This is a genomic window from Aggregatimonas sangjinii (genome assembly GCF_005943945.1).
Classification (GTDB): Bacteria; Bacteroidota; Bacteroidia; order Flavobacteriales; family Flavobacteriaceae; genus Pelagihabitans; species Pelagihabitans sangjinii.
This window is the reverse complement of the sequence record NZ_CP040710.1, coordinates 480471-502955: the sequence shown is the minus strand read 5'-3', so window position 1 is coordinate 502955 and position 22485 is coordinate 480471. Positions and strand designations below refer to the sequence as shown.

At 41.4% G+C, this 22485-nt stretch carries 19 protein-coding genes; 4 read left to right on the top strand and 15 right to left on the bottom strand.

The genetic code is table 11. The features are described from left to right. Positions 1–721: 721 nt before the first annotated feature. The 9 genes from FGM00_RS01975 to FGM00_RS01935 form a co-directional block, all read right to left on the bottom strand. Entirely contained in the window at positions 722–1252 is a 531-nt protein-coding gene (locus tag FGM00_RS01975) for a dihydrofolate reductase family protein (RefSeq protein ID WP_138851297.1), read from the bottom strand. Continuing rightward, positions 1252–1914: an SCO family protein gene (locus tag FGM00_RS01970; RefSeq protein ID WP_138851296.1), complete on the bottom strand. Its 663-nt coding sequence runs from the start codon at positions 1912–1914 to the stop codon at positions 1252–1254. Before FGM00_RS01970 ends, FGM00_RS01975 begins: the two co-directional genes overlap by 1 nt. A gap of 12 nt (positions 1915–1926) precedes the next feature. Beyond that, positions 1927–3657, bottom strand: a complete 1731-nt coding sequence (locus FGM00_RS01965; protein WP_138851295.1) for a tetratricopeptide repeat protein — start codon at positions 3655–3657, stop codon at positions 1927–1929. Between the two features lie 11 nt (positions 3658–3668). Beyond that, a complete protein-coding gene (locus FGM00_RS01960) occupies positions 3669–5345 on the bottom strand; it encodes a tetratricopeptide repeat protein (protein WP_138851294.1) in 1677 nt (558 codons plus the stop codon). A gap of 327 nt (positions 5346–5672) precedes the next feature. Next, positions 5673–6482, bottom strand: a complete 810-nt coding sequence (locus FGM00_RS01955; protein WP_138851293.1) for a DUF5018 domain-containing protein — start codon at positions 6480–6482, stop codon at positions 5673–5675. Between the two features lie 75 nt (positions 6483–6557). Further along, positions 6558–7196 carry a collagen-like protein gene (locus FGM00_RS01950; protein ID WP_138851292.1) on the bottom strand — a complete coding sequence of 213 codons (639 nt, stop codon included), beginning with the start codon at positions 7194–7196 and terminating at the stop codon, positions 6558–6560. Between the two features lie 161 nt (positions 7197–7357). Then, positions 7358–11404: a hybrid sensor histidine kinase/response regulator transcription factor gene (locus FGM00_RS01945; RefSeq protein WP_138851291.1), complete on the bottom strand. Its 4047-nt coding sequence runs from the start codon at positions 11402–11404 to the stop codon at positions 7358–7360. 537 nt (positions 11405–11941) lie between these two features. Continuing rightward, positions 11942–12241 carry an isoamylase early set domain-containing protein gene (locus FGM00_RS01940; RefSeq protein ID WP_138851290.1) on the bottom strand — a complete coding sequence of 100 codons (300 nt, stop codon included), beginning with the start codon at positions 12239–12241 and terminating at the stop codon, positions 11942–11944. 162 nt (positions 12242–12403) lie between these two features. Then, complete coding sequence (locus FGM00_RS01935; protein WP_138851289.1) at positions 12404–13489, bottom strand: aminotransferase class V-fold PLP-dependent enzyme; 1086 nt, start codon at positions 13487–13489, stop codon at positions 12404–12406. A 72-nt stretch (positions 13490–13561) separates the two neighbouring features. On the opposite strand from FGM00_RS01935, the gene FGM00_RS01930 reads away from it, so the two are divergent. Next, complete coding sequence (locus tag FGM00_RS01930; RefSeq protein ID WP_138851288.1) at positions 13562–13951, top strand: 2TM domain-containing protein; 390 nt, start codon at positions 13562–13564, stop codon at positions 13949–13951. Further along, positions 13948–14454, top strand: a complete 507-nt coding sequence (locus FGM00_RS01925) for a dihydrofolate reductase (RefSeq protein WP_138851287.1) — start codon at positions 13948–13950, stop codon at positions 14452–14454. Before FGM00_RS01930 ends, FGM00_RS01925 begins: the two co-directional genes overlap by 4 nt. Positions 14455–14599: 145 nt before the next feature. Here FGM00_RS01925 and murI read toward each other — a convergent pair whose 3' ends face one another. Both murI and pafA read right to left on the bottom strand, forming a co-directional pair. Further along, a complete protein-coding gene (gene murI / locus FGM00_RS01920) occupies positions 14600–15382 on the bottom strand; it encodes a glutamate racemase (protein WP_138851286.1) in 783 nt (260 codons plus the stop codon). A 7-nt stretch (positions 15383–15389) separates the two neighbouring features. Continuing rightward, positions 15390–17063 (bottom strand): alkaline phosphatase PafA, encoded by a 1674-nt coding sequence (gene pafA / locus FGM00_RS01915; RefSeq protein WP_138851285.1) that lies wholly within the window; start codon positions 17061–17063, stop codon positions 15390–15392. Positions 17064–17196: 133 nt separating this feature from the next. Here pafA and FGM00_RS01910 point away from each other — a divergent pair, with 133 nt between their 5' ends. Together FGM00_RS01910 and FGM00_RS01905 are read left to right on the top strand one after the other, a co-directional pair. After that, positions 17197–17934 carry an MlaE family ABC transporter permease gene (locus FGM00_RS01910; RefSeq protein ID WP_138851284.1) on the top strand — a complete coding sequence of 246 codons (738 nt, stop codon included), beginning with the start codon at positions 17197–17199 and terminating at the stop codon, positions 17932–17934. After that, positions 17934–18701, top strand: a complete 768-nt coding sequence (locus FGM00_RS01905) for an ABC transporter ATP-binding protein (protein ID WP_138851283.1) — start codon at positions 17934–17936, stop codon at positions 18699–18701. Before FGM00_RS01910 ends, FGM00_RS01905 begins: the two co-directional genes overlap by 1 nt. Positions 18702–18718: 17 nt before the next feature. On the opposite strand, the gene FGM00_RS01900 is transcribed toward FGM00_RS01905, so the two are convergent. The 4 genes from FGM00_RS01900 to FGM00_RS01885 all read right to left on the bottom strand — a co-directional run bounded on the left by FGM00_RS01900 (position 18719) and on the right by FGM00_RS01885 (position 22371). Next, positions 18719–20260 carry a DUF389 domain-containing protein gene (locus FGM00_RS01900; RefSeq protein WP_138851282.1) on the bottom strand — a complete coding sequence of 514 codons (1542 nt, stop codon included), beginning with the start codon at positions 20258–20260 and terminating at the stop codon, positions 18719–18721. Positions 20261–20262: 2 nt separating this feature from the next. After that, positions 20263–21342 carry a mannose-1-phosphate guanylyltransferase gene (locus FGM00_RS01895; protein ID WP_138851281.1) on the bottom strand — a complete coding sequence of 360 codons (1080 nt, stop codon included), beginning with the start codon at positions 21340–21342 and terminating at the stop codon, positions 20263–20265. Between the two features lie 100 nt (positions 21343–21442). Continuing rightward, on the bottom strand, positions 21443–22045 hold the full coding sequence (locus FGM00_RS01890) for a SprT-like domain-containing protein (RefSeq protein ID WP_138851280.1): 603 nt from the start codon (positions 22043–22045) through the stop codon (positions 21443–21445). Positions 22046–22068: 23 nt separating this feature from the next. Continuing rightward, a complete protein-coding gene (locus FGM00_RS01885; protein ID WP_138851279.1) occupies positions 22069–22371 on the bottom strand; it encodes an HAD-IA family hydrolase in 303 nt (100 codons plus the stop codon). Between the last annotated feature and the right edge of the window lie 114 nt (positions 22372–22485).

Here is a 22485-nt window from a genome sequence, read left to right as displayed (position 1 = left end):
CAATTTAAAAAAACAACAATCATGAAAGCATCATTCAGAAAAACGGCAACAGAATCAAGAACAGGACAGTACTTTTCATCTCTTAGCAATAGTAAAAGAGCACAATGGGCACAGTACAGGAACTTCAATCGCTAATCACGATTTAAACAATTCATCAATCAGATCCTGAAACAAGTTCAGGATAAAAAAACTACATCATGGAACATTTACCCTTACATCTACAGCGTCCCAGAATCTATTTTAGCATAGGCTTCGGTTGGAAGACCGATAGATTATACGACCAAAAAGTAAACAACAGAAAATCACTTTAAAACTAAAAATTATGAAAGCATCTAGCAACAGAACAGCAACGGAGTCCAGAACAGGACAGTACTTTTCATCCTTTAGCCATAGCAAAAGAGTGCAATGGGCACAATACAGGAATTTTAATCGCTAATCACGATTTGAACAATACATCAATCAGGGCCTGAAATGAACTCAGGATTAAAACAACATCATGAAAAGGTTCATCAACCTGCCTAAACGGCAGGTAGGTCAATCTCCAACAGATTCTAAAAGGTCCATCTTCCTTACGTATCTTTAAAATAGTAAGAAAATCTGTTGGACAGCATCTAGAAAGTACTAGTACCTTTAGCACCAATCCTTTGTAACGAGGAGTACAAAAACGGGATAGACCTTCATCAAAGTCTAACCCGTTTTTGTTTCAATGATTTGTTCGCTTCTATTTCAAATCGTAGGTTAAGAATTGAATTCCGCCATCAAAAGACTCCTTTTCAATCAGTTTACCTGTGAAGGAAGTCTTGGAATTGCCAAACAGCCGAATCCCATCTCCAAGCACCATAGGGTTTAATTTTAATTTCAATCGGTCGATAAGACCATTATCAAGAAGCCAGCCCGCAAATTCCCCACCGCCACAAAGATAAATATCGGTTTTGGCGGTAGCTACTATTTCTTTGATGCGCTCCAGCGATATTTTTTCAACATGTACCATCTTGTCAAGCGCCTTGATTTGTAAGGTCTCTGAAAAAATATAGTGTTCCATGTGCGGATAAGCCGGCTGTCCCGGTTCAAGCCCGAATTGATATCCGAATTCATAGGTTTTTCGCCCCATGATAACCGTACTGAAATTCAGCAAATCGGCTTGATATTTTTCCACTGCTTTATCGTGATATTCAAATTTGCTGATATCACCATTCACTCCAGAAATAAATCCATCGAGCGAACTTGCCACATAATAAACTACCTTATTCATCACTTCCTCTTTAAAACCTCGATGTCACCAATCAGACGGTCGATTTCTTGGTCCTTTGTGCCATCATAAACCCCTCGTATTTGCTTTTTCCTATCGACCAGTATAAAATTGGGGGTATGAATAAAATCCTGTAAACCCCCATCCCCTTCATCTACAACAGCAAAATAGCTCTGGCGCGCTAAGTTATAGATGTGTTTTTTGTCTCCTGTAGTAATATTCCATTTGGAAGCTATCGCTCCATATTTATCCGCGTATTCCTTTAATACTGGAATGCTGTCCAGTTCCGGGGTTACCGACATGGAGAGCAACATGACGACCTCATCTTCTGAAAATTTTTGCTGTAATTTTTCCATATTATTAGTCATAATCGGGCAGATACTCGGGCAGCGGGTAAAAAAGAAGTCAGCCACATAGACCTTATTTTCATAATCCGCCTGGGTAATGGTTGCCCCATTCTGATTAATGAGCTCAAAATCGGAAACGGTGTGGTTTTCACTTACAGCCTGCAGCGAACCATCGACCAGTTCCGGATTGAAATCCGTTGGATTGAATACGGGAAGCTGTTCTTCCTGAAAGTAAACGGTATACATAAAAACACCAAGGCCAACTACCAAAAAAGCCAATGCAGAAAATGAGATTCTTGATTTTTTAATTACGTTCATGAGTTCTGGTGTCTATAACACAGAGGAATCAATTTCAATATCAGCATGTTCCCAAGCTTTATCGAATTCTGCTTTGATTTCTTGAGCTTCTTTAAATTTGCCCTGCGCTTTTAAGCTGTTATGCAGTCCCATTAAAGACCATCCGTTTTGACGAAGAATTGCTAAATCTTCCTTAAATATACTTTCAGCTTCTTCAAACTTTTTAGCGTTCATTAAAACAGCTCCTAAATTCTGACGTGTTGGAATGTGCCATGCAGACGGCTCCGAATAGGTTAGCGCATCTTCAAATTCGACGGCTTTTTCTAAATGACCTAATGCCTTTAAAATCTCGCCCTCAGCTGCTGCCAATTCACCAGCTACAATTTCGTAAGCTATATTGGCCGAATAAATCGAAGCGTTGTTCGCAGTGGCGACTATTGTTTGCAATTCCGGGTCCTTTTTTAAAGTCTCGATGGCCTGGAGTTCTTCTTTTGCGTCCTTAAGATTTCCTTTTCTTATAAACGCGATTCCGCGGGCGTAGTGTCGAATTAGGTTTAGATGTTTGATATCGGGACTAGGCGCTGGGATAGTCAGAATTTCATTCCACTTACCAAAACGTGTGTAAGCCAATAAAGGGGTAGCGGAAAAGTCCTGTAAAAAAGGTAGCGCTACAAGTTCGCCTATAGGTACCTTTTCGGCTGTTTTTTTCGCGGCGTCAATAGCGATTTCGCTAGCCCCTAATAAACTTGCCGAAGACCACAGGAAATGAATATTATGCGGGTAATAGGCTAGCGGATAAAGGCCCTGAGCAAAGCATTGGGCAATATAATCCTCATCTGCTTGAATGGCCACCTGGTTTACTTTAACAGCATCTAAATATCGACCCACGCGAATATAAATATGTGACGGCATGTGAACAATATGACCAGCACCCGGCATAAGGGTCACTAATTTATCAGCGCTAGCTACGCCCATATCCGGATATGGTAATTCTACCATATGAATATAATAGTGATGCGCTCCTGGGTTTTCTGGTTCAAGTTCCATCGCAGTTTCAAGGGCAGCTTTCGCTTCTTTAATATTTGGTGATGGATTTCCGTCTTTATCCCAATAATTCCATGGAACTGTATTCATCACCGAAGCGGCATATAAAATCTGAATGTTCGCGTCTTCGGGAAATTGTTCGACCACTTTAGCCATAGCATGCATGTATGCCATATTAAGTTCCGCCACATCTGCGGTCAGATCTTCGCTATATCTAGCCGATAATGCTTCTATAAGCGCCTGTTCCTTTATACTCGCTTTTGACGATAATTTTCTGGCTTTTGTCATAGCCTCTTTAATTTTGACCTTACGTGCATCGACAGGCATAGGGTCATTGATATTCGGACCTAATGCAAAAGCCTGACCCCAATATGCCATTGCTGATTTCGGGTCTAATCTGGTCGCTTCCATAAACGAACGATGTCCTTCTGCATGGTTAAAAGCATAGGATAATTTTATGCCTTGGTCAAAAAATGTCTGTGCCCTTTCATTCTTGGTAGAAATAGGAAAATGAAGATTACCTAGATTATTGAACAGCGGTGAAATCTGTTGGCTAGTGTCAACCACATTCAACATAAATTTGGCGGGTGTACATTTGATAAAATTAAAGGATGCATTTTGATACTTGGTGGTTTGAATTCCGTTGGCATCGCTATTCATAAAATAGATGGACATTAATAGCGAGGCTCCCAAGGCTATGAGACTGATTTTTGTTTTCATTGTATTCCATTTTAAGATTGTAGTATGAATTCCTTGGCTTCAACAATTTCAGGTCGCAAACTGCTCGAATTTTTGGTCAATTCGATAAGTTCTTGGAAATAGTGTATCGCCTTCTCTTTATTACCGGACCGCTCGGCAGCCAGGGCAGCACCATAGAGTCCGTTGAATCTTTTGGGGGTCTTGTTTAGGTTTTCCTCGTAAGCCATTAATGCTTCCTCTGGTTTGTTCATCGCCAAATACATATCACCTAGTAATTCAATGGCCGGTAATACGTCTCCCGGTGTAAGCGGATGCAGGCTTGTATTGCGCTCCAAGGCCGCTGCTTCTTGCATAAGCGCTATTGCTTTTTTGGTAGCGTTTTCACTGAAATGCCGCCAAGCTTCCGCGGTTTTCATCTGAATTTCAACTTGTTTTACCTGAATAGCTATTGAACGGTCGTTTTCAGCAAGCATTTTTTGGTGTAATACTTTTAGCGTCAGAAGTTCCGCTTCGGCTTGGGCAAAATCTTTGGTATGCGCCGCACCTAAAGCTCTTGCAAAATGATGAATGGCCTTTTGCCATGGAAATTTTTCCCAATCCAAACCTGTTTCCTGTAATTGTAAACTTGCCGCCTTGTTCCAATTCTTGTTTTCGAGAGCCATTCGAGCAGGTATCGCTGCAAGCGGATACATGACAGCGGTAACATTTAAGGGATGGACAGTTGTGGACGCGCTAATTGCATTATACTCTCTTTCAGCCCGAGTATTATCACCCTGCTGTAAATAGGCATAAACAAGGTAATCTATGGCATGTATCTCTTCGAAAAAACCATCATTTATATGCATTGCTTGCTTGTAGCAACGTGCACTTTCGGCGGATTGAATGTTCGATTGTATGGATTCTTCCCAAATACCAAGTCGTGTGAAAATATGGGAAGGCATGTGCTGGGCATGTGAGGAGGATGGGGCGATTTTTGCGTACCTACGCGCCGTTTCCAGTCCTTTATCGGCTAAAACGGGGTTGTCGTAGTTGTGTATAATGTAATGCGCAATCCCGGGATGGTTAGGATTGTCCGCAAAGAGTGACTCCAGAATTTTTCCTGCTTTCCGTTCATTTTTATAGTCCTTTCCAACTCTATCCCGAGTTGAATATAGGGCCAAAGTATAAAAAATTGCCGCTTCCACATCCTCGGGATAATCGTGGTGAATTTTTTCCATTGCTTTTTCAAAACGCAAGGCCCTAGTGTTGTGATCTACATTTTGCCAATCGGCATAAAAGGCATCGATGGCATTGATATAAGCCCGCTGCTTTTCGTCCATAGCTAAGTTTTTGGCCACGGCCAATACTTTAGCACCTTTTATCAAGTCTTTTTCGGAAGGCGGAAACCAAGCAGCATGATAAATGCTCATGGCAACACCCCAATAAGCCATTGGGCAATCTGGGTCGGCATCTATTACCTTTACGAAGGCTTTCTCGGCATCGGCATATTGAAATGAATGCAATAAAGCAACGGCCAGATCAAAATCGTCCCTAGTTTCGTAATTGCAGGATAACGAGAATTTTAATTCGCCGAATTGGCCACTCCCACAAAGTTGAAGATCACCTCTCAATAGATTCAAAGAAGCTAAATCGATTTTTTGCGAATCATCCTTGCAGGTAAATAAAATTAAGAGGGAGGATAGAAATACTACTAGATTTTTTGGTTTCATAGTTCCGTGGTATCAAATTCAGTTCGTACACTGCTAGGGGAACTATTACCAAAAGGTAGCACAATGTAAGCAAGGTATGCAATAGTACCCTTCAAAAAAAATGCTTTTGAGTTAAACTGACTTTTATGATAATCTAGATAGAAATACTTTGTTACAAAAATTATCCCTCATGTCCATTACACTCGCGGTCATTTGGCCTTTTCTGTGATACATACATTATCGCTATTTCATGCAATACACTTTGAAGTATTTATATTTATTCGAATTACTGCTGCATCCTAAGCCAATGACAGAAACCTATACCGCTGGTTCAAAAGCTGGTATTAATTATTTTTCATAACTAAAAGTGAGGTCGACCAATTCCTTCTTTTTAAAACCATTTTGGTCAATGATCAATTCTTGTCTAATAATAATTTGAATTAAATTTTCTCTAATTAAAAGATCTGAACTAATGGGAGGCGCATCTAATGATAGTGCTCCATTGATTAGTTTAAATTGACCTGATATCTGCGACAATGCCATACATGTTATAGGCTCGTACGATGTAATAACACCAATTGAGCTGTTAGAATTTTGATTTATTTTTAGAAAACCAAAAGAGAAAGTATTGTCCTGATGTAAGGATAGTGTTGATGTACAAGTAACATTATCGATAAGTTGCACATCATTGAAAGTTCCCGTAACGTCCGGGTCGAGTGGTTGCCCCGATAAAATGGAAGTCAGCGTATAAACTCCAATATGATTTCTTATAGTTACCATGTAAATAACTTTGCTGCCATCTTCAGCGGTAACAGTATACGCCACTGGCTTGGTAAAATCTTGAACCGAAGTATGGTCCACCCTAGCTTGAGCAGATAGTCCTATTTCTGGTATCAAGGCCGTAATATCGCAACCTATGGGCATCGTAGCTAGAATTGTTTTCTTTTCCTCGTCAATAGTGGCTACCACATCTATATCGACGGGATTATTCCCAAGCAAGAACATAAAACTTGTAATTTGCTTCTCACTGCTCTTCATAATTTTCTGAGGTAAGGAATCATCATCTTTAGTACAACTTGTGAAGCCGAAAGCCATTACAAAAAGAATAATAAGCCTATGCTTTATATTTACTGTCAAAATTTTGCATTTTGTTTTCATGATATATGTTTTAAAATTTTCTGTAAGCAAAAGGAAAGGCGCACGGATTATTGGATTAATCCGTACGCTGGTAGGTTAGTTTACAGGAGGGTGTATTCCAACTTGTATATTGGCACAATACCCCACTACATCAGAGTCTGAGTATAGCGATGGGCCCGATGGTTCCCCGGATGTACAGCCACCATCCATGGTCTGAATCTGACTTGGTAACATTCCCGGTTGAACTGGTCCGTGCGTACGTAATGCCATATGCACTTCGGCCGTTTGTGGATTATTGAAATTTACATCGACGCTTTTATATGCCGAAAAGATTTCCGTTCCACTTTCTCCCGCTATATGACCGGCGGCATATATAGACATTGGAGGGCCCGGTTCATCGCCGAAAATGACAAACCACAAGGTATAGGCGTTATTTGGGATTAGATTTGTTGTTTTGAAATGTGCAGTAATTCCGTCCTTATCACGATATAGGGTCGATGAAGCTCCTAGAAGCACATTATCGTTATGATCCCTAATAGTGATCTCATTTATGCCGGCGCCGTTAACACCGTTTATACCATCGGCACCGTCAATCCCATCGACACCGTCGATTCCCGCCTCACCTTGAGCACCCATAGGACCAATCGGCCCCTCTTCGCCCTCTATGGTACAGGAAATACAGGTTAAGGCGAAGACCATAAGTACGTAAGTAAAAATTTTCATCATCGTTTTCATAATAGTTGTTTTTAGTATTATGATGCAATGATATCGAGCTTTGGAAAAAAGGGCGTTCAATATTTTTGCAAAGCCTTGGAGTTATAATGAATCGGAAAGAAAAAACGTGTGCTATTATTGCAAAGTGACGCAATGTTCAATTTTAAAAAATTGATAATCAGCTATTTGAAAATACTGCCGGGCGCAACCCCATATTCTTCCTTAAAAGCCCTACTAAACCATGAAGGATCATTAAAACCTACGGCATAGGCAATTTCCGAAACGGTTTTGTCGGTAGTTCGTAGTTGTTCTTTCGCCGATTCGAGGCGAATGGTTCTTATAAAAATAGCAGTAGATTTCCCTGTAATCGCTTTTAGTTTTCGATATACCTGCGACTCGCTTAGGCCTAATTTAGAACTAAGTTTGGAGACACCAAAGCTAGCATTGTCCAACTCCTCATGAATCAACTCAATAACCTTGGCGATAAATATAGTTTCGGTATTCTTGGGTTGTTTTGCCAATATCTTGGATATTTGGCCCTGTTGGAATTTGGCAATTAATTTTTTCCTTAGAAAAAGTAATTGTTCCAATCGCGCAAACAACTCTTCTTTCAAGAAGGGTTTTGCTAAATAGGCATCGGCACCTTGAGTAAGCCCCAAAACACGGTCTTTTGCCGTGACTTTGGCTGTAAGCAGTACAATGGGTATATGATCCGTACGTTGATCTTCCTTTAACATCCTGCAAACTTCATAACCATCTTTTCCCGGCATCATCACGTCGGAAATGACAATATCAGGCGTGTGTTCGAATGCCATTTCCAAGCCTACTATGCCATTAATGGCATGTATGGTTTTATAGTAGCCGTTTAGGCACTGGTTGAGATAATAGGCTACATCTTTGTTGTCCTCTATAATTAGCACCAATGGCAAATCTTCATTTAAATCGGTAATTTTTTTAAATTCTACGGCAGCTAGTTGTGAAACCGATCGTTCACCACGTTGCAATAGGTCAACACTGGTCTTTGGTGCATTTCGGGTTATGGGTAATGCCACTTTAAAAATACTACCTTCATTTGGCGTACTTTGAACTTCGATTTCACCTCCGAGCAGTTGTACCAATTCCTTGGTCAAGGCAAGACCGATACCCGTACCATCCCTTTTTCTGGTAACGGACGCATCCGCTTGGTAAAAACGATTGAAAATATGGGGTAACTCCTCTTGGGTTATACCGGTTCCCGTGTCCGTAACTTTCATCACCAACATCGTATCCTTTTCATTACGTATGTGTAAAACAATTTTTCCTAATGGCGGCGTAAACTTTATGGCATTTGAAAGGAGGTTAGAGATGATGGTCGACAATTTTTGGGAATCAGTGTCCATCATTAATTCATCGATTTCGCAATATACCGTAAAATGTATATCATCTTCTTGGGCAAAAGAATGAAAACTCTCCCCTAAATATTTGATAAAGGGAATCACGTTCATCTGCCCTAAATGTGTATCCATCTGACCGCTTTCGAGTTTGGACAGATCTAGCATCTCATTAACTAGCGATAACAGATTTTTTCCGTTTCTACGAATCATTTCAACCGCATTTTTGATAGGTGGATTCGTTTTAGACCGTAGTTCGCTCTCCAATGAATCGGTCATACCAAGAATGACGGTTAATGGTGTTCTAAATTCATGTGTGATATTGTCGTACAGGCTACTCTTTAATTGGCTGACCTCCTTCAGACGAAGGCTTTCTGAAATCGCCAATCTTTTGGAAAGCTGAAATCGGTAGAAACCATAGACCAAGGCCGTCGCTAATCCTAAATAGATCAGATAGGCCCACCATGTGGCCCACCAGGGTGGCAGAATTACTAAATTCATCTCCAATGGAGAGTCACTCCATTCTTGACCTCTTGAAAATCCGTTCACTTGCAATGTATAATTGCCGGTCGGAAGGTTTAAAAATTGGATCTCGCGATCTCTTAGTATGTTCCATCCTGTATCGGTGGGAAGTAATTTGTAAGCAAATGATACGTCTTTGTTCAACCTGTAATCGATACTTGAAAAGTCCAGGTAAAAAGGGAATTCGTCATGTTCAAATTGTAGCATCTCCGTTTTGTTTATCGCAGAAGTCAACCATGGCTTTGATGCATTTGTAGTTTTGGCTATTTCATCTTTTACACGTAATTGAGAAAAATAAAGAGGCTCCGAATGGTCTATCTTTTCTAAATCTTTGGGATGAAAATAAGTAAGACCTCCTTTTCCTCCTAAATAAATAGTACCAGCCTGATCTTTGAATTTGGCGTGCAGGATAAAATCGCTTTTCTGGATACCATCTGCAATACCGTAGATTTTGAAGTCTTCGGTTTCGGGATTAAAGCCTATGATTCCCGCAGTTGTCCCCATCCATAATTTATCGTCGTCATCATGTTGCACGCTAAAAATAAGTCCATCAAGACTCATTTGTTGATCTGTCCATGTTTTGAATTCATTGTTGCCTAAATACAGATTGAGACCATACGTAGATGCGAACCATCGGTTACCTTTGGAATCAACGGTCATGTCGAGGATAACACTAGGTCTTGCTTCAGGAGAATTTCGGGACTTTTCGAGCACCACTTTATTCGTGAAAATCGGATTCTTCAAAGAATTATCGGCAAAACTCAATCTACTTAATCCGCCTTGTGTACCTGCCCAAACAACATTCTCCGTATCGGCCATGATCTTCTCCACGAAATTGTTGATCAAGGAATTTGCATTCTCGGTGTCATTTTTAAATCGCACTACGTCTACCTCACCTTTGCCGTTAAGGTGAAGCCGAAAAATACCCTGCCCAAACGTTGCCCCCCACACATTGTTTTCCTGATCAAGGGTGATACTTTTCAATAGATCGTTGCTAATGCTATTGCGATTGTTTGAATCGTAAGTATATGTTTTAAAAAATGGCGAATGAGGATTAAAGGTCTTTAAGTCAATCATATTAAGCCCTTGCAGGGTGGCTATCCACAATCTATGATTCTGCGTGTCTTTTTGTATTTCCCGAATTACATTTCCCGAAATACTATTCGGATTTGATTGGTCTTCCCTGAAATAATAGGTACTATCATTCGTAATTAGATTTAATCCCCCATCCGTACCGACCCATATATTTTCGTCGTCCTTAAAGATCGTGGGCGTACTGTTGGCGTTCAGCAGATGTTCTCCTTCTTTGTTTTTCGAAAAATTTTTAAAGTATGACCCGTTGAAGTCCAAAAGGTCAAGATTACTATTTGTGCCGACGAATAATTGATTTTGGGTAAGCTGCAATAACGAAAATACTTGGTTATTACTCAACCCATTGACATCATTATCATCGTATTCGATTTTTTGCAACACTTTTTCAGTTTCCCGATCGAATAAGAACAATCCCGAGCCGGTACCTATCCAAACTCCTAAACTGCCCGCGTCTAGAAACTCGGTAATTTGTTTGGCAGTACCCTGATGCAGTTCGCTTAGATTGACTTTTTTAACAAATTTGGTCAGTATATCATAGATGTAAAAACCTACTTCCGTTCCGATAAATAGCTTTTTATCGAATCGATAAAAAGCTTGTACCCTACCCTCAATATTTAGTTGCAGTAATTTTGGTTTCGTAGTATTTTGTTTCAAGTCTATTGTAAAAATGTCCCCTTCTAAACCTCCGATCCATAATTGTTCTTGTGAATCTATAAATAGCGAGGTAATTGTAGTAGCATTCAAAAAATTGTCTTTTTCGAACTTTTTTTGCCCAATGGGAAGTAACCGATAGACCCCTGTATTTCTTGTGCCCACCCAAAGAGTGCCATTGTCTTGAATTTCTAGACTTGTGACACTTCTATTTTTCGCAGCATTTAAAACTATCTTTTTGAACGTTTCGGTATCAGGATGATATACATCGAGACCATCCAAGGTGCCGACCCAGATATTTCCATTTTTATCCTCTAAAAGTTTGTTGATATAATTCCCGGAAATAGCTGTAGTATCGCTTGCATTTGGTTTAAAATGCCGGAATGAATAGCCATCGAACCTATTCAATCCGTCGGAGGTGCCAATCCAAACAAACCCTGAACTATCCCTTAATAAATCGAAAATATTGGTTTTTGAAAGACCATCTTCTAAAGAATATGATTTTATATTCGGTTTATGGGTCTGTGCAAAGCCGGTTGCATATACCAAAAATAATATCCATACAAAGTTCTTATACTGGAACAATTTGTTCATGCGTGTTTTGGTCTAATCTTCATAATTGAAAAAGCTTGTATGCACCTAAAGTTTAAGCATGCTTTGGAGCAGAAAACCATATTGACTTAGATGTTAATTTGACCAGATATTCGGATGTCTCGACTATTAACCATGAATAACCTGGACGAATCCAAACATAGGTAGAACAAAAAGGTTTTACGTACGCTTTACTAAAATGGGGCTATAAATCTCCACTGCGTCTGTTGTGGTCTCCATAAACGCAGTGGCAATACGAATGTCGGGTCATTCGGAAACTTCTTCTTAATCGCTAATAGCCTTATTCTGAGGGATGTTCTAAAAATAAGCAAATAATATCAACAACTGAAGGTAAGCGATACATCAACCTTTTAATTTGCATGCATTTATTAGGTTGGAGATTGCATTGGAACATCTAAAATAAAGTTGATACGAAAATCTGTTAATTTTTGTATCATGTGGTTTGCTTTCAAAATTACTACGCAAAAAAAAGCCGAAATGTTCTAAACATTTCGGCCTTTAAATTTTTTAAGATCGAGACTACAATTCTAAAACTGCATTTTCGCCACCGGCGAAATCGTTCCATTGGTAACGATCGGCTTCCGCCTCGTTTACATAGTTACCATCGATGATGTATTTGAACTCGAAGGTACTTTCTTTAGGAAGTTCTAGGGTTCCCTTAAAGTTTCCGTTCTTCAACTTTTTCAATGCGCTGGACTTGTTTGCTTTCCAGTTATTGAAATCACCTACTACGGCTACTTTTTTTGCGTCTTCCGCAGGTACGGTAAAAGTTACCTTACATACAGGTTTTGTTTTTAGATACTGTTTTGCTATTGCCATGATAAATCCAATTTAAAATTAAAATTAATAAAGCGCGAAATTATGGTATTAAAGTACTCATAACCAAGAGCTAACATCATTTTTATCATTTTGATAAACTTGTGGCAACAATTAAGCGAGGAAAATAAAAAAACAGCTGTGAATTTCTGAAGATGACAAATGTCAAGGCCGCTTTTTTAGCATTTCAACAATAGCATCTATCTCTTTTTCAGTATTATAAAAGTGAAATCCGAGCCGAATACCTTCACCGCGCTGTGCACAAATGACATCACTATCGGTTAAATATTGGAAAAGTTGATCGTCACCCTTTATATTGAAAATGGTACTGTGCTCTTTTCGTTTAACTACAGCTTCCTGTAAAATACCAAGTTCGGTAAATTCCTTTTTTGCCTTTAGGGACAATTTCCTGTTTTGAGTGTCGATGACATCCTTCCCAACCTTATCCATAAAATACAAAGAAAATTTTAAACTCCCAAAATTCAAACACGCCAAATGTCCAGGTTCAAAACGCCTTGCGAAGCGCACGGAATCTTTCTTTTGAGGGTCGCCGTTAGCCGCATTGAATCCCATGGTATGCAATTGACAGCGCTCTTTAACGTTATCCTTAAACAGCATAAAACCACTACCGTAGCCCGATAAAAGCCACTTGTACGCACTTGTCCCCAGCACGTCGATACCGGATGATTCAAAATCAAAAGAGGTCGTGCCGCAAAATTGAGTGCCGTCGGCCAAAATCAAAAGGTTCGGATGTGCTTTCTTCAACTCCTTTAAAAAATCCAAATCTATTTTGATGCCGTTCTGCCATTGCACGATACTGAGGGCCAAAATGTCGACATCCCCTTTTTGAACAGCGATTCGGATATTATCTTCTAGATGTTCGTCAATTTCTACATAGGAGATCGGAAAACCTCTAGTTTCAAAAGGCCAAACTACTGAAGGGTAATCCTCCTCCAGAAGCAACACCTTTTGGTTTGGATCAAGAGCTCCCAAAAGCATGTTCATGCCCGTGGAAAAGTTGTTTACCAGTGCTATATTTTCCCCTTTACAGCCGAAATAAGTGCCTACAGCCGTGCGACACTCCGAAATGATCTGTAAAGTGGTATCCCGCATACCACTGGCCTTCATAATAAAATCCAAATCGTGTTCTTGTCGCCAATCGAGCAAGTCATCGTAGAGCGGTCCTAAAACGGGAGTATTGGCATAAATGTATTGTCGTAATATGGGAAATTGCTTGCGTACTTTTTCCATAAACCGTGGATAAACGATAGTTTACAAACTCAAGACGAGTTCTGTATCTTTGAAGTAAAGTTAACGATTACGATGTTCTCGAAAAATAAAAAAAGAACGGAATTGGATTTGGAACAGCACGAACTGCTAGAGGCCGCCCAGAGGCGCATCAAACAAAAAAAGCGCTTGTTCGCTCATTTCGTAATTTTTCTGATAGGCAGTGTTTTTTTGGTGTTGATCAATAAAATTTTAAAATATGGCGACACCTATGATTGGTTTATCTGGGCCATTACGGCTTGGGCTTTTTTGTTCGTCATACATGCCTTTAACGTATTCGTAACCCAAAAATTCATGGGAAGGGATTGGGAACGAAGCCAAAGGGAAAAATTGGTCGCCAAACAGAAAAAGCGTATCGCTGAAATACAGAAAGAAATCGAGACCGATTTCCCCTTGTCGCAAATCAACAAACCTAAAGACCCATGACCAAAATCACCATGATTGCCGCTGCGGCAGAGAATAATGCGCTTGGCAAAGATAATAACCTACTTTGGCATCTTCCCGATGATTTTAAACGATTTAAAAAGTTGACGACCGGGCACAAGATCATCATGGGTCGAAAGACGTTCGAGAGCTTTCCGAAACCGTTACCCAATCGAATACATATTATTATTACAAGGGATAAAAATTACAGGGTAGATCACGAAGATTGTCTTATTGTACATTCACTGGAAGCAGCACTCAAACTGGTACAGGAAGACGACCTTGCCTTTATCATTGGAGGAGGCGAAATTTATAAACAAGGGGAACCACATGCGGATGCCATCGAGTTGACCCGTGTTCATGCTTCTTTCGAAAATGCCGACACCTTTTTTCCGGAAATCGATACCGAAATTTGGATGTTGTCGGAAGGGGAATATCACGCCATCGATGAACGTCACAAATTTGGTTTTACCTATTTGACCTTTGTCCGGAAGTCGGAAAAATGATGCTGATTTCGTAGCCACGAACGATTGGACAACTTCTTTGCATATTGATTATCAAAAACTTTTTAGCTACCAGTCATTGCAAAGGATAGGATTTAATTGTGATTACCGAACAACAATATTTTGACCCAAATACCAACGGCACTATTCAAAAATCCAAATAAGAACAATGAATATCGGTACTATTTTCGAGAAAAGAGCTTAAAATAGTAAGGTCAGCATTGGTATAGAATTCGGAACGCTCTTTTGTTTGGGAGGTATTCTCTAAAGTATTTTTTAGAAGGACGGCCTTTGTCTGCCGGGCTACGGCCTCTCCGGAATCAATTACTTGTACCCGTTCCGGCAACAACTCCTTTAATATAGGAATCAGATAAGGATAATGGGTACACCCCAAAACCAAATGGTCGATACCAGAGGCTAACATGGGTTCGAGATACGACCTCAAAAGGGCTTTGGTCTCCTCAGACCCGGCCTTTCCCGCTTCGATAAGCGGTACCAAGCCCTTGCCTTCTTGTTCTACTATTGTGATGCCGTGCGCATGTATTTCGGAAGTACTATGAAACAAGCTACTTGACAAAGTTCCTTTTGTGGCCAAAACACCCACCGTTTTTGACTTTGATAGCAAAGCTGCAGGTTTTATGGCCGGTTCAATTCCGATGAAAGGCACCTCGTAATGTGCGCGTAAATAATCTATCGCATTGGTTGTCGCTGTGTTGCAAGCCACCACGATCAACTTGCACCCTTTTTCGAGCAACAGCTCCGTATTCTTGACACTTAATTCTAAAATTTGCTGCTTCGACTTTGCACCATATGGGGCATTTTTGCTGTCGGCGAGATAGATAGTACGCTCAAAAGGTAACAAGGTTCTTATTTCCTTCCATATGGAAGTGCCCCCTACTCCAGAATCGAAAATGCCGATGGGTTCCTTCATAAGACTTCTAGTATCGCAGCGCTTCCCCTACAGGACTCCCGGTGGCCCCACTTGGGAAAGCGACACCTAATAAACTCGATATTGTCGGGGCAATATCGGGTATTTCAGTGCGGTTCGTGGTACTGCCCTTGAGAATGCCCTTGCCAAAGAATAACAAAGGTACGTGGGTGTCATAGATTTGGGGCGACCCATGCGTTGAGCCCGTTATGCCGTACGAAACGGTTCCGGGTTGTAATACGACCAAAATATCGCCTGAACGCTTTTGATTATAACCATTCTGCAAAATATAGGGGATACCTCGGTCATAGCTGTTCTGCAGCATTTGGTTTCCGGTATACACCCGGTCTATACCCTTGTATTTTAATAGCTCGTTGGCGATTTTTTCCTGTACATCGGCCAAATTCAAATCCAGGTTCTTGATGATTTTATGATCTAGAAAATATTGGTAGTTCGAGAAATTCCTGACGATATCAGTGGTGCCGTACGTATATCGCAAAAATTCATCAAAAGCCGTATTCATGACCTCCCAATTCATATAACCCCCTGGAATTCGCTGTGCGTTCAAATAAGCCGGTACGTCGACCGCCCCGTGATCCGCGGTCAGGAAAAGGGTATACTCCCCCTCGCCTACTTTTTTATCCAAGGCCTTGAGGAGTCTTTCCAAATCGGCATCCAAACGTAAATAGGTATCTTGAATTTCCTTGGAGTTTACCCCGTACTTGTGGCCTACATAGTCAGTGCTGGAGAAGCTTACCGCCAGAAAATCGGTGGTTTCATCTGCGCCCAATCCCTCGCCTTCCAAGGCGGCCAAGGCGAAATCGGTCGTTAGGCTATTGCCATAGGGCGTGTATTTGATAATTTCGAAATCCTCTGTTTTGCTCAGTAAATTAGGAGTACTATGTGGAAACGTCGGAGTCGTTTCAGTTTCAAAAAGCCCCTCGTAAATCGTATTGTCCGGCCCACTTTCCGTATACGTTGCCATATTCTTAAAAGCGGTCCACGGCTTTTTATAGGATTGTGCCGCACTACCATCGTTGAAATTCGAAACCCACTTGGGCAATTGCTGCATATAAAAAGTACTCGTTACCCATTTACCCTCATTTTCGCCATGAAACCAATAGGCGGCATTGGCCGTATGACCTCCCGGCAGCACCGCTCCTCTGTCTTTCAAGGCTATAGCGATGGTCTTGCCTCTCATTTGGGTATGCAATCGCAACTCGTCGGTAATGGTGCCGACGTTCATTCTATGGGGCGACATTTTACCCGCTTCGGAGGCGGTACCTACCGAATTGTATTTAGCGTCCGATGCACAGTATACTGTACTATCCAACACCTTGTCGTACCAATTATTGCCGATTATACCATGTGTGGCCGGCGTCGTACCCGTATACACCGATGCATGCCCGGGACCCGTACTGGTGGGTGCATAATTAAAATGGTTGTTCTTGCAATTGAACCCTTCATTTACCAACCGCCTGAATCCCCCATCGCCATAATCATCCCAAAAACGGGTCAGGTAATCATAACGCATTTGATCGACAACGATACCAACTACCAGCTTAGGAGTTGTTTTCAGCTGTGTATCCGTATCGGCTTTAGATCTTCTTTGCCCGTTCACATCAAAGTGGCAGCACAACAGCATCAGAAGGGATACCACGGGGAACATTATTTTCTTCACCATTCTTTCGTTTTTGAAATCATAAAAGTAAATAAATTCCAACCTTTATGATTTTAAATGTAGGTTAAATGACAGCGAAGGGCTCTTGAGTTATCCTTTATTGTTATTTTTACGCTATAATTCCCATTCATCGTTCATGAACCACCTAGCCCAGATTGGCAGTTACTTTATAATGATACGTGAGGTTTTCAAGAAACCGACCAAGTGGCGAATCATGAAGACCCTTATCCTTAAGGAAATAGATGAACTGATCTACGGTTCGTTGGGTATCATAATTTTCATCTCCTTCTTTATCGGAGCGGTTGTGGCCATCCAAACGGCTCTGAACCTTACCAACCCGATCATACCCAGAAACCTGATTGGTTTCGCTACACGACAATCGGTCATACTCGAGTTTGCGCCGACCTTCGTCTCCATAATCATGGCAGGTAAGGTAGGGTCTTACATAACGTCGAGTATAGGTACTATGCGGGTCACCGAGCAGATAGATGCCCTTGAGGTAATGGGAGTCAACTCGTTGAATTATCTTGTGTTTCCGAAAATCGTAGCCATGCTCTTTTATCCGTTCGCCATAGCCATTTCAATGTATGTCGGTATTTTCGGGGGATGGATCGCAGGGGTATTCGGGGGTTTTCTCACCAGCGCCGATTTTGTAAGCGGACTACAGTCGGAATTCATTCCTTTTCATATCGCCTATGCCTTCATCAAAACCTTGCTTTTTGCTCTTGTCATCGCCACTGTACCCTCCTTTCATGGATACTATATGAAGGGCGGCGCCCTCGAGGTAGGAAAAGCGAGTACCACTTCTTTTGTATGGACTAGTGTGGTCATCATTATCCTGAACTATGTATTAACCCAAATGTTACTAGGCTAATGATAGCGATCAACGACATTCATAAATCTTTTGGCGATGCCCACGTACTCAAGGGGATTACCACTGTTTTAGAGAAAGGCAAAACCAATTTGATCATCGGGCAAAGTGGATCGGGAAAAACGGTTTTTCTCAAATGTCTCTTGGGGCTTTTCAGTCCGGAAGAAGGGGATATCGAATACGATGGAAAGAAGTATTCTTCCCTTTCCGGGGATGAACAACGCGACCTTCGACAGGAGATGGGGATGGTGTTTCAGGGTAGTGCATTATTCGACAGTATGACCGTTGAGGGAAATGTTCGGTTTCCGTTGGAAATGTTTACCAAGCAGTCTAAGTCTGAAATGAAAGAAAGGGTCGATGCCGTATTGAAGCGGGTAAACCTCATCGACGCGCATCATAAGTACCCCTCGGAAATTTCGGGAGGGATGCAAAAAAGAGTTGCGATCGCCAGAGCCATCGTAATGAATCCGAAGTATCTCTTTTGTGATGAGCCCAATTCGGGGTTAGATCCCAAAACCGCTATCCTTATCGACAATCTCATCAAGGAAATTACCGAGGAGTACAACATTACCACGGTCATCAACACCCACGACATGAATTCGGTAATGCAAATCGGGGAAAAGATTATCTTTCTTAAAGATGGTTTAAAAGAGTGGGAAGGCACCAAAAATGAGATTTTCAAAACCGAGAATGAAGCCGTAACAAATTTTGTATACTCTTCGGAGCTGTTCAAGAAGGTGCGCCAGATGTACATTGAAGAACGGAATTAATGCGTAATGCGCATTTGCTATTGTACCATTTCCCGCAGCAAAATAGACTCATCTTTCAACCTTACCTTGAGCCAGTCGTGAATTTTTTTATTGTCTCTCAAAATCTGGTTTTTACCGACACCCTTTTTCCATTTGATTTCGAAAATCGCCATAGTATCGATTTTTGAAAAATCGGTGCGAACGGCATTATCGTATTCCAATGAAATCAGATCATTGTAATTGGCCTTCGCCTCTTTGCTGATATCGGCAAAGGGAATATCCCTAGCCACTGACTTTTTCAATCGAGCTACTTCCGATTGCAGGAGTCTTATTCGTTCATCCTTGCCCAATAAATTCGCTTTCTGCGATTCGTACAGTTCTTCAATATATTTCGATTGATCTAGTCGCTCGTTCTGCGCACCTTGAATGATTTGCAGTTTGGTCTCCCTAAGTCTGTCGAAATCCTTGTTTTCATTTTTCTGGGCATTCCAAGTGGCGATAACGCTCTCAGGAATACGTTCATTTCCCATAAAGACCAATTCAATAGAGGGTGCTTCTGGTTTTTTAGATTCCTCTTTGCCGAAAAGCGTATTTGATATCGTCTTAAAAATAGAAGTTCGCTGATATTCGATATCGGTCAAATTCTCCACAAAACGACCGCCTTCGGCAAACTGATAGGTAGCGATTTCCTCATTTACGAACTGCTGTGCCTGTCTTCTATAAAAAGATTCTTGTAGGGCATCCCAAAACGTAAACCCGGCCGGAATCATGACCAGCACTCCCAGCAGAGAGGCGAATCGCGCAATGGCCCTACGGCGTGCCGAATTGGCATAACGTACCATCGGGAATCGAAGGTACTTGATGACCAAGAAGGTCGCCAAGCCGATAAAAATACTGTTAATGGTAAACAGGTACAAAGCACCAAGGGCATAGTCCCAATTGCCCCAAGCAATCCCGAAACCGACAGTACAAAGCGGCGGCATGAGCGCCGTACCGATGGCCACACCATAAATGACCGAAGCCATGGTACCTTTTTTGGCCCGTGCAATGACCAAGGCCAAGCCTCCAAAGAATGCAATGAGCACATCCCTTAGGTCGAAAGCCGTTCGCATTAAAAGCTCCGAAGATTCTACTTTTAATGGAAAGAGTAAAAAGAACAGATAGGCAGTCAGTACGCTCAAAACCACCATTACCGCAAAATTCTTCAAGGAACGTCGTAGGGTATCGATATCGTTGATAGCCAATGACATGCCGATACCCAAAATCGGACCCATCAAGGGCGAAATCAACATGGCTCCTATGACCACAGCGGTTGAATTGGCATTTAAACCTACCGAAGCGATAAAAATGGAGCAAATCAAAATCCACGAAGTATGTCCTTTGAAAGGAATATCGTCTATGATGGCTTTTTTGGTCGCTTCCTGATCGGTATTCGGGCGTACATCGAGCAGTTCGTGCAGAAAAATCTTGGTACTTTCGATAAGGCCCTTAAAGTCCTTTTTTACCTCAGCTCTATTTTGAGTGGTATCCTGCGTATGTTGTGCTTCGGTTTCCTCCTGCTTTTTCTGCTGCTCACTCATGATTACGAATATTGTTCGCCAAAACTATCCTTTACCTTGTTCAGCACCTGCTTTATATCCTGCTCCTTTGATTTCGGATAGATCAAAAGTACCTCCTCCTTGTCAACGATAATATAATCTTTTAAGCCATCTACCACCACGATTTTTCCTTTTGGGGAACGAATCATGTTCCCCGAAGCATCCTGTGCTACGACCTTGCTATTGACAATGGCATTGCTATTCTCATCCTTATCCAATTTGTCGTATAAAGAGCCCCACGTGCCCAAATCGTTCCAATCAAAGGTGGCCGGAAGCACGAAAATGGACTTCGAATTCTCCAAAATCGCATAATCTATGGATATGTTCTCGGCTTTTGAATAATTCTCTTTTATGAAATCGCTTTCTTCGTCGGTATTGTAACAGGAAACGCCTTGTTCGAACAGCGAATACTGCTCAGGCTGATAAGATTGGAACGCGTTCACGATGGTCTTTACGCTCCACATAAAAATACCCGCGTTCCATAGGAAGTTGCCTTGGGCCAAGAAACGCTGTGCCGTTTCGTAATTGGGCTTTTCTCGAAATTGGTGTACTTTTTTGAGTCCTTCCGAATTTTCTTTTTCGAATTCAATGTAACCAAAACCGGTATTTGGGAAAGAGGGTTTTATTCCCAAGGTGCATAGTACCGCTTGCTTCTCACATTTATCGAAACAGGTAATTACATCTTTCGCAAAGGCGTCCTCATCCTCAATCCAATGGTCGCTGGGCGCAACGATCATCACGCCATCCGGGTTCATTTTTTGGATTTTCAAGGCAGCGTATAAAATACAAGGCGCCGTATTTCGCATGGCAGGTTCCAAAACGACCTGCTCTTGTTTCACCAAGGGTAATTGCTTCAGGACCAAATCATTGTAGCGTTCGTTGGTCAGTATTAAGATGTTTTCCGTTGGCACGAATTTGTTCAATCGCATGAACGTTCGTTGAATCAAGGTGTCGCCAGTACCCAACATGTCATGAAATTGTTTCGGATAATGCGACGTACTGATCGGCCAAAACCGGGATCCAACACCTCCGGCCATTAAAACTGCATAATAATTTTTGTTCATAGTTGGTTTTTAGTTTATTCTAGTGCGTAACCATCCGCTGCGATTTCACAGCATCGAGCGTTTATAGAGTGGTGATTTCAGCAAGTTAAAAGTTGGGCGCTTACTCCGTTACAGGTTCCACTTCTGCATTTGGCTGAAAGAGGAACATCCTACCCGTCTTCATTTCAATACACTCGTAACGCTTTACCCGCTTGTTACCCTTCTTGTACAACTTGCCGTTATACAATCGAAACACGCTACCCAAAGGTAATTCAAAAACATATGATTTATCGCTATGCCGCTCGTCGTATTCCTTTAAGGCTATGGATAATTGAGCATCCGTACTGCTACTTGCTTTCGGATTTTTAAAATGTCTTGCCAGAAGCGGCAATAGTCTACCGGGAAATATCTCCGGTCGTATAAACGGCAACATCAGGTCTTGAAACGTGTGCTTCCATTCGCTTCCGTGTGGTTTAATTCGCTTACCGTACTTTTCAAAGGCGACGAGATGGGCTATCTCATGTACCAGAGTTATCAAGAACCTGTATTTGTTCAGTGTTGCATTGACCGTTATCTGATGCCTCCCATCGGGCAATCTCCGATAGTCGCCGTGACGGGTGACACGCTCGTTCACGATTTTCAAATGCACTCCCGTTCGCTGTACCAATGCCAAGCAAGATTGAACCGAACGCTCAGGGAGGTATTTCTTTAAAATATCATCCATTTCAATACAAAAGTAGGACAACTTTAGGTACTTGACGAAACCAAATGTAGCAAGTCATCCATACTATGGAATACCCTGGTACTCTTGTTATGAAAATATACTTCATGATAATTGTTGGCAAAACCCAAAACATCGAAACCGCCTGCTTTGGCTGCCTCTACTCCAATAATCGTATCTTCGATTACCAAACAGTCTTCCACTTCATAACCCATGACGAGTGCAGCATGTAGAAAAATAGCCTGGTCGAGTTTCCATTTTCCGATATCGTAGTAGCTAAGTATATTTTCCTGAAAATTATGTGATAGCCCGGTGGTTTGCAGGTTCAATCTGTTTTTTCCTGCGGACCGCTAGATGCCGTACAAAAAGAAATTTGTAATTCTTTCATCATCTTTTTGATTGCCTTTATCGGTTTGAGACCTTGCTTAAAGACTTAGAAGAAT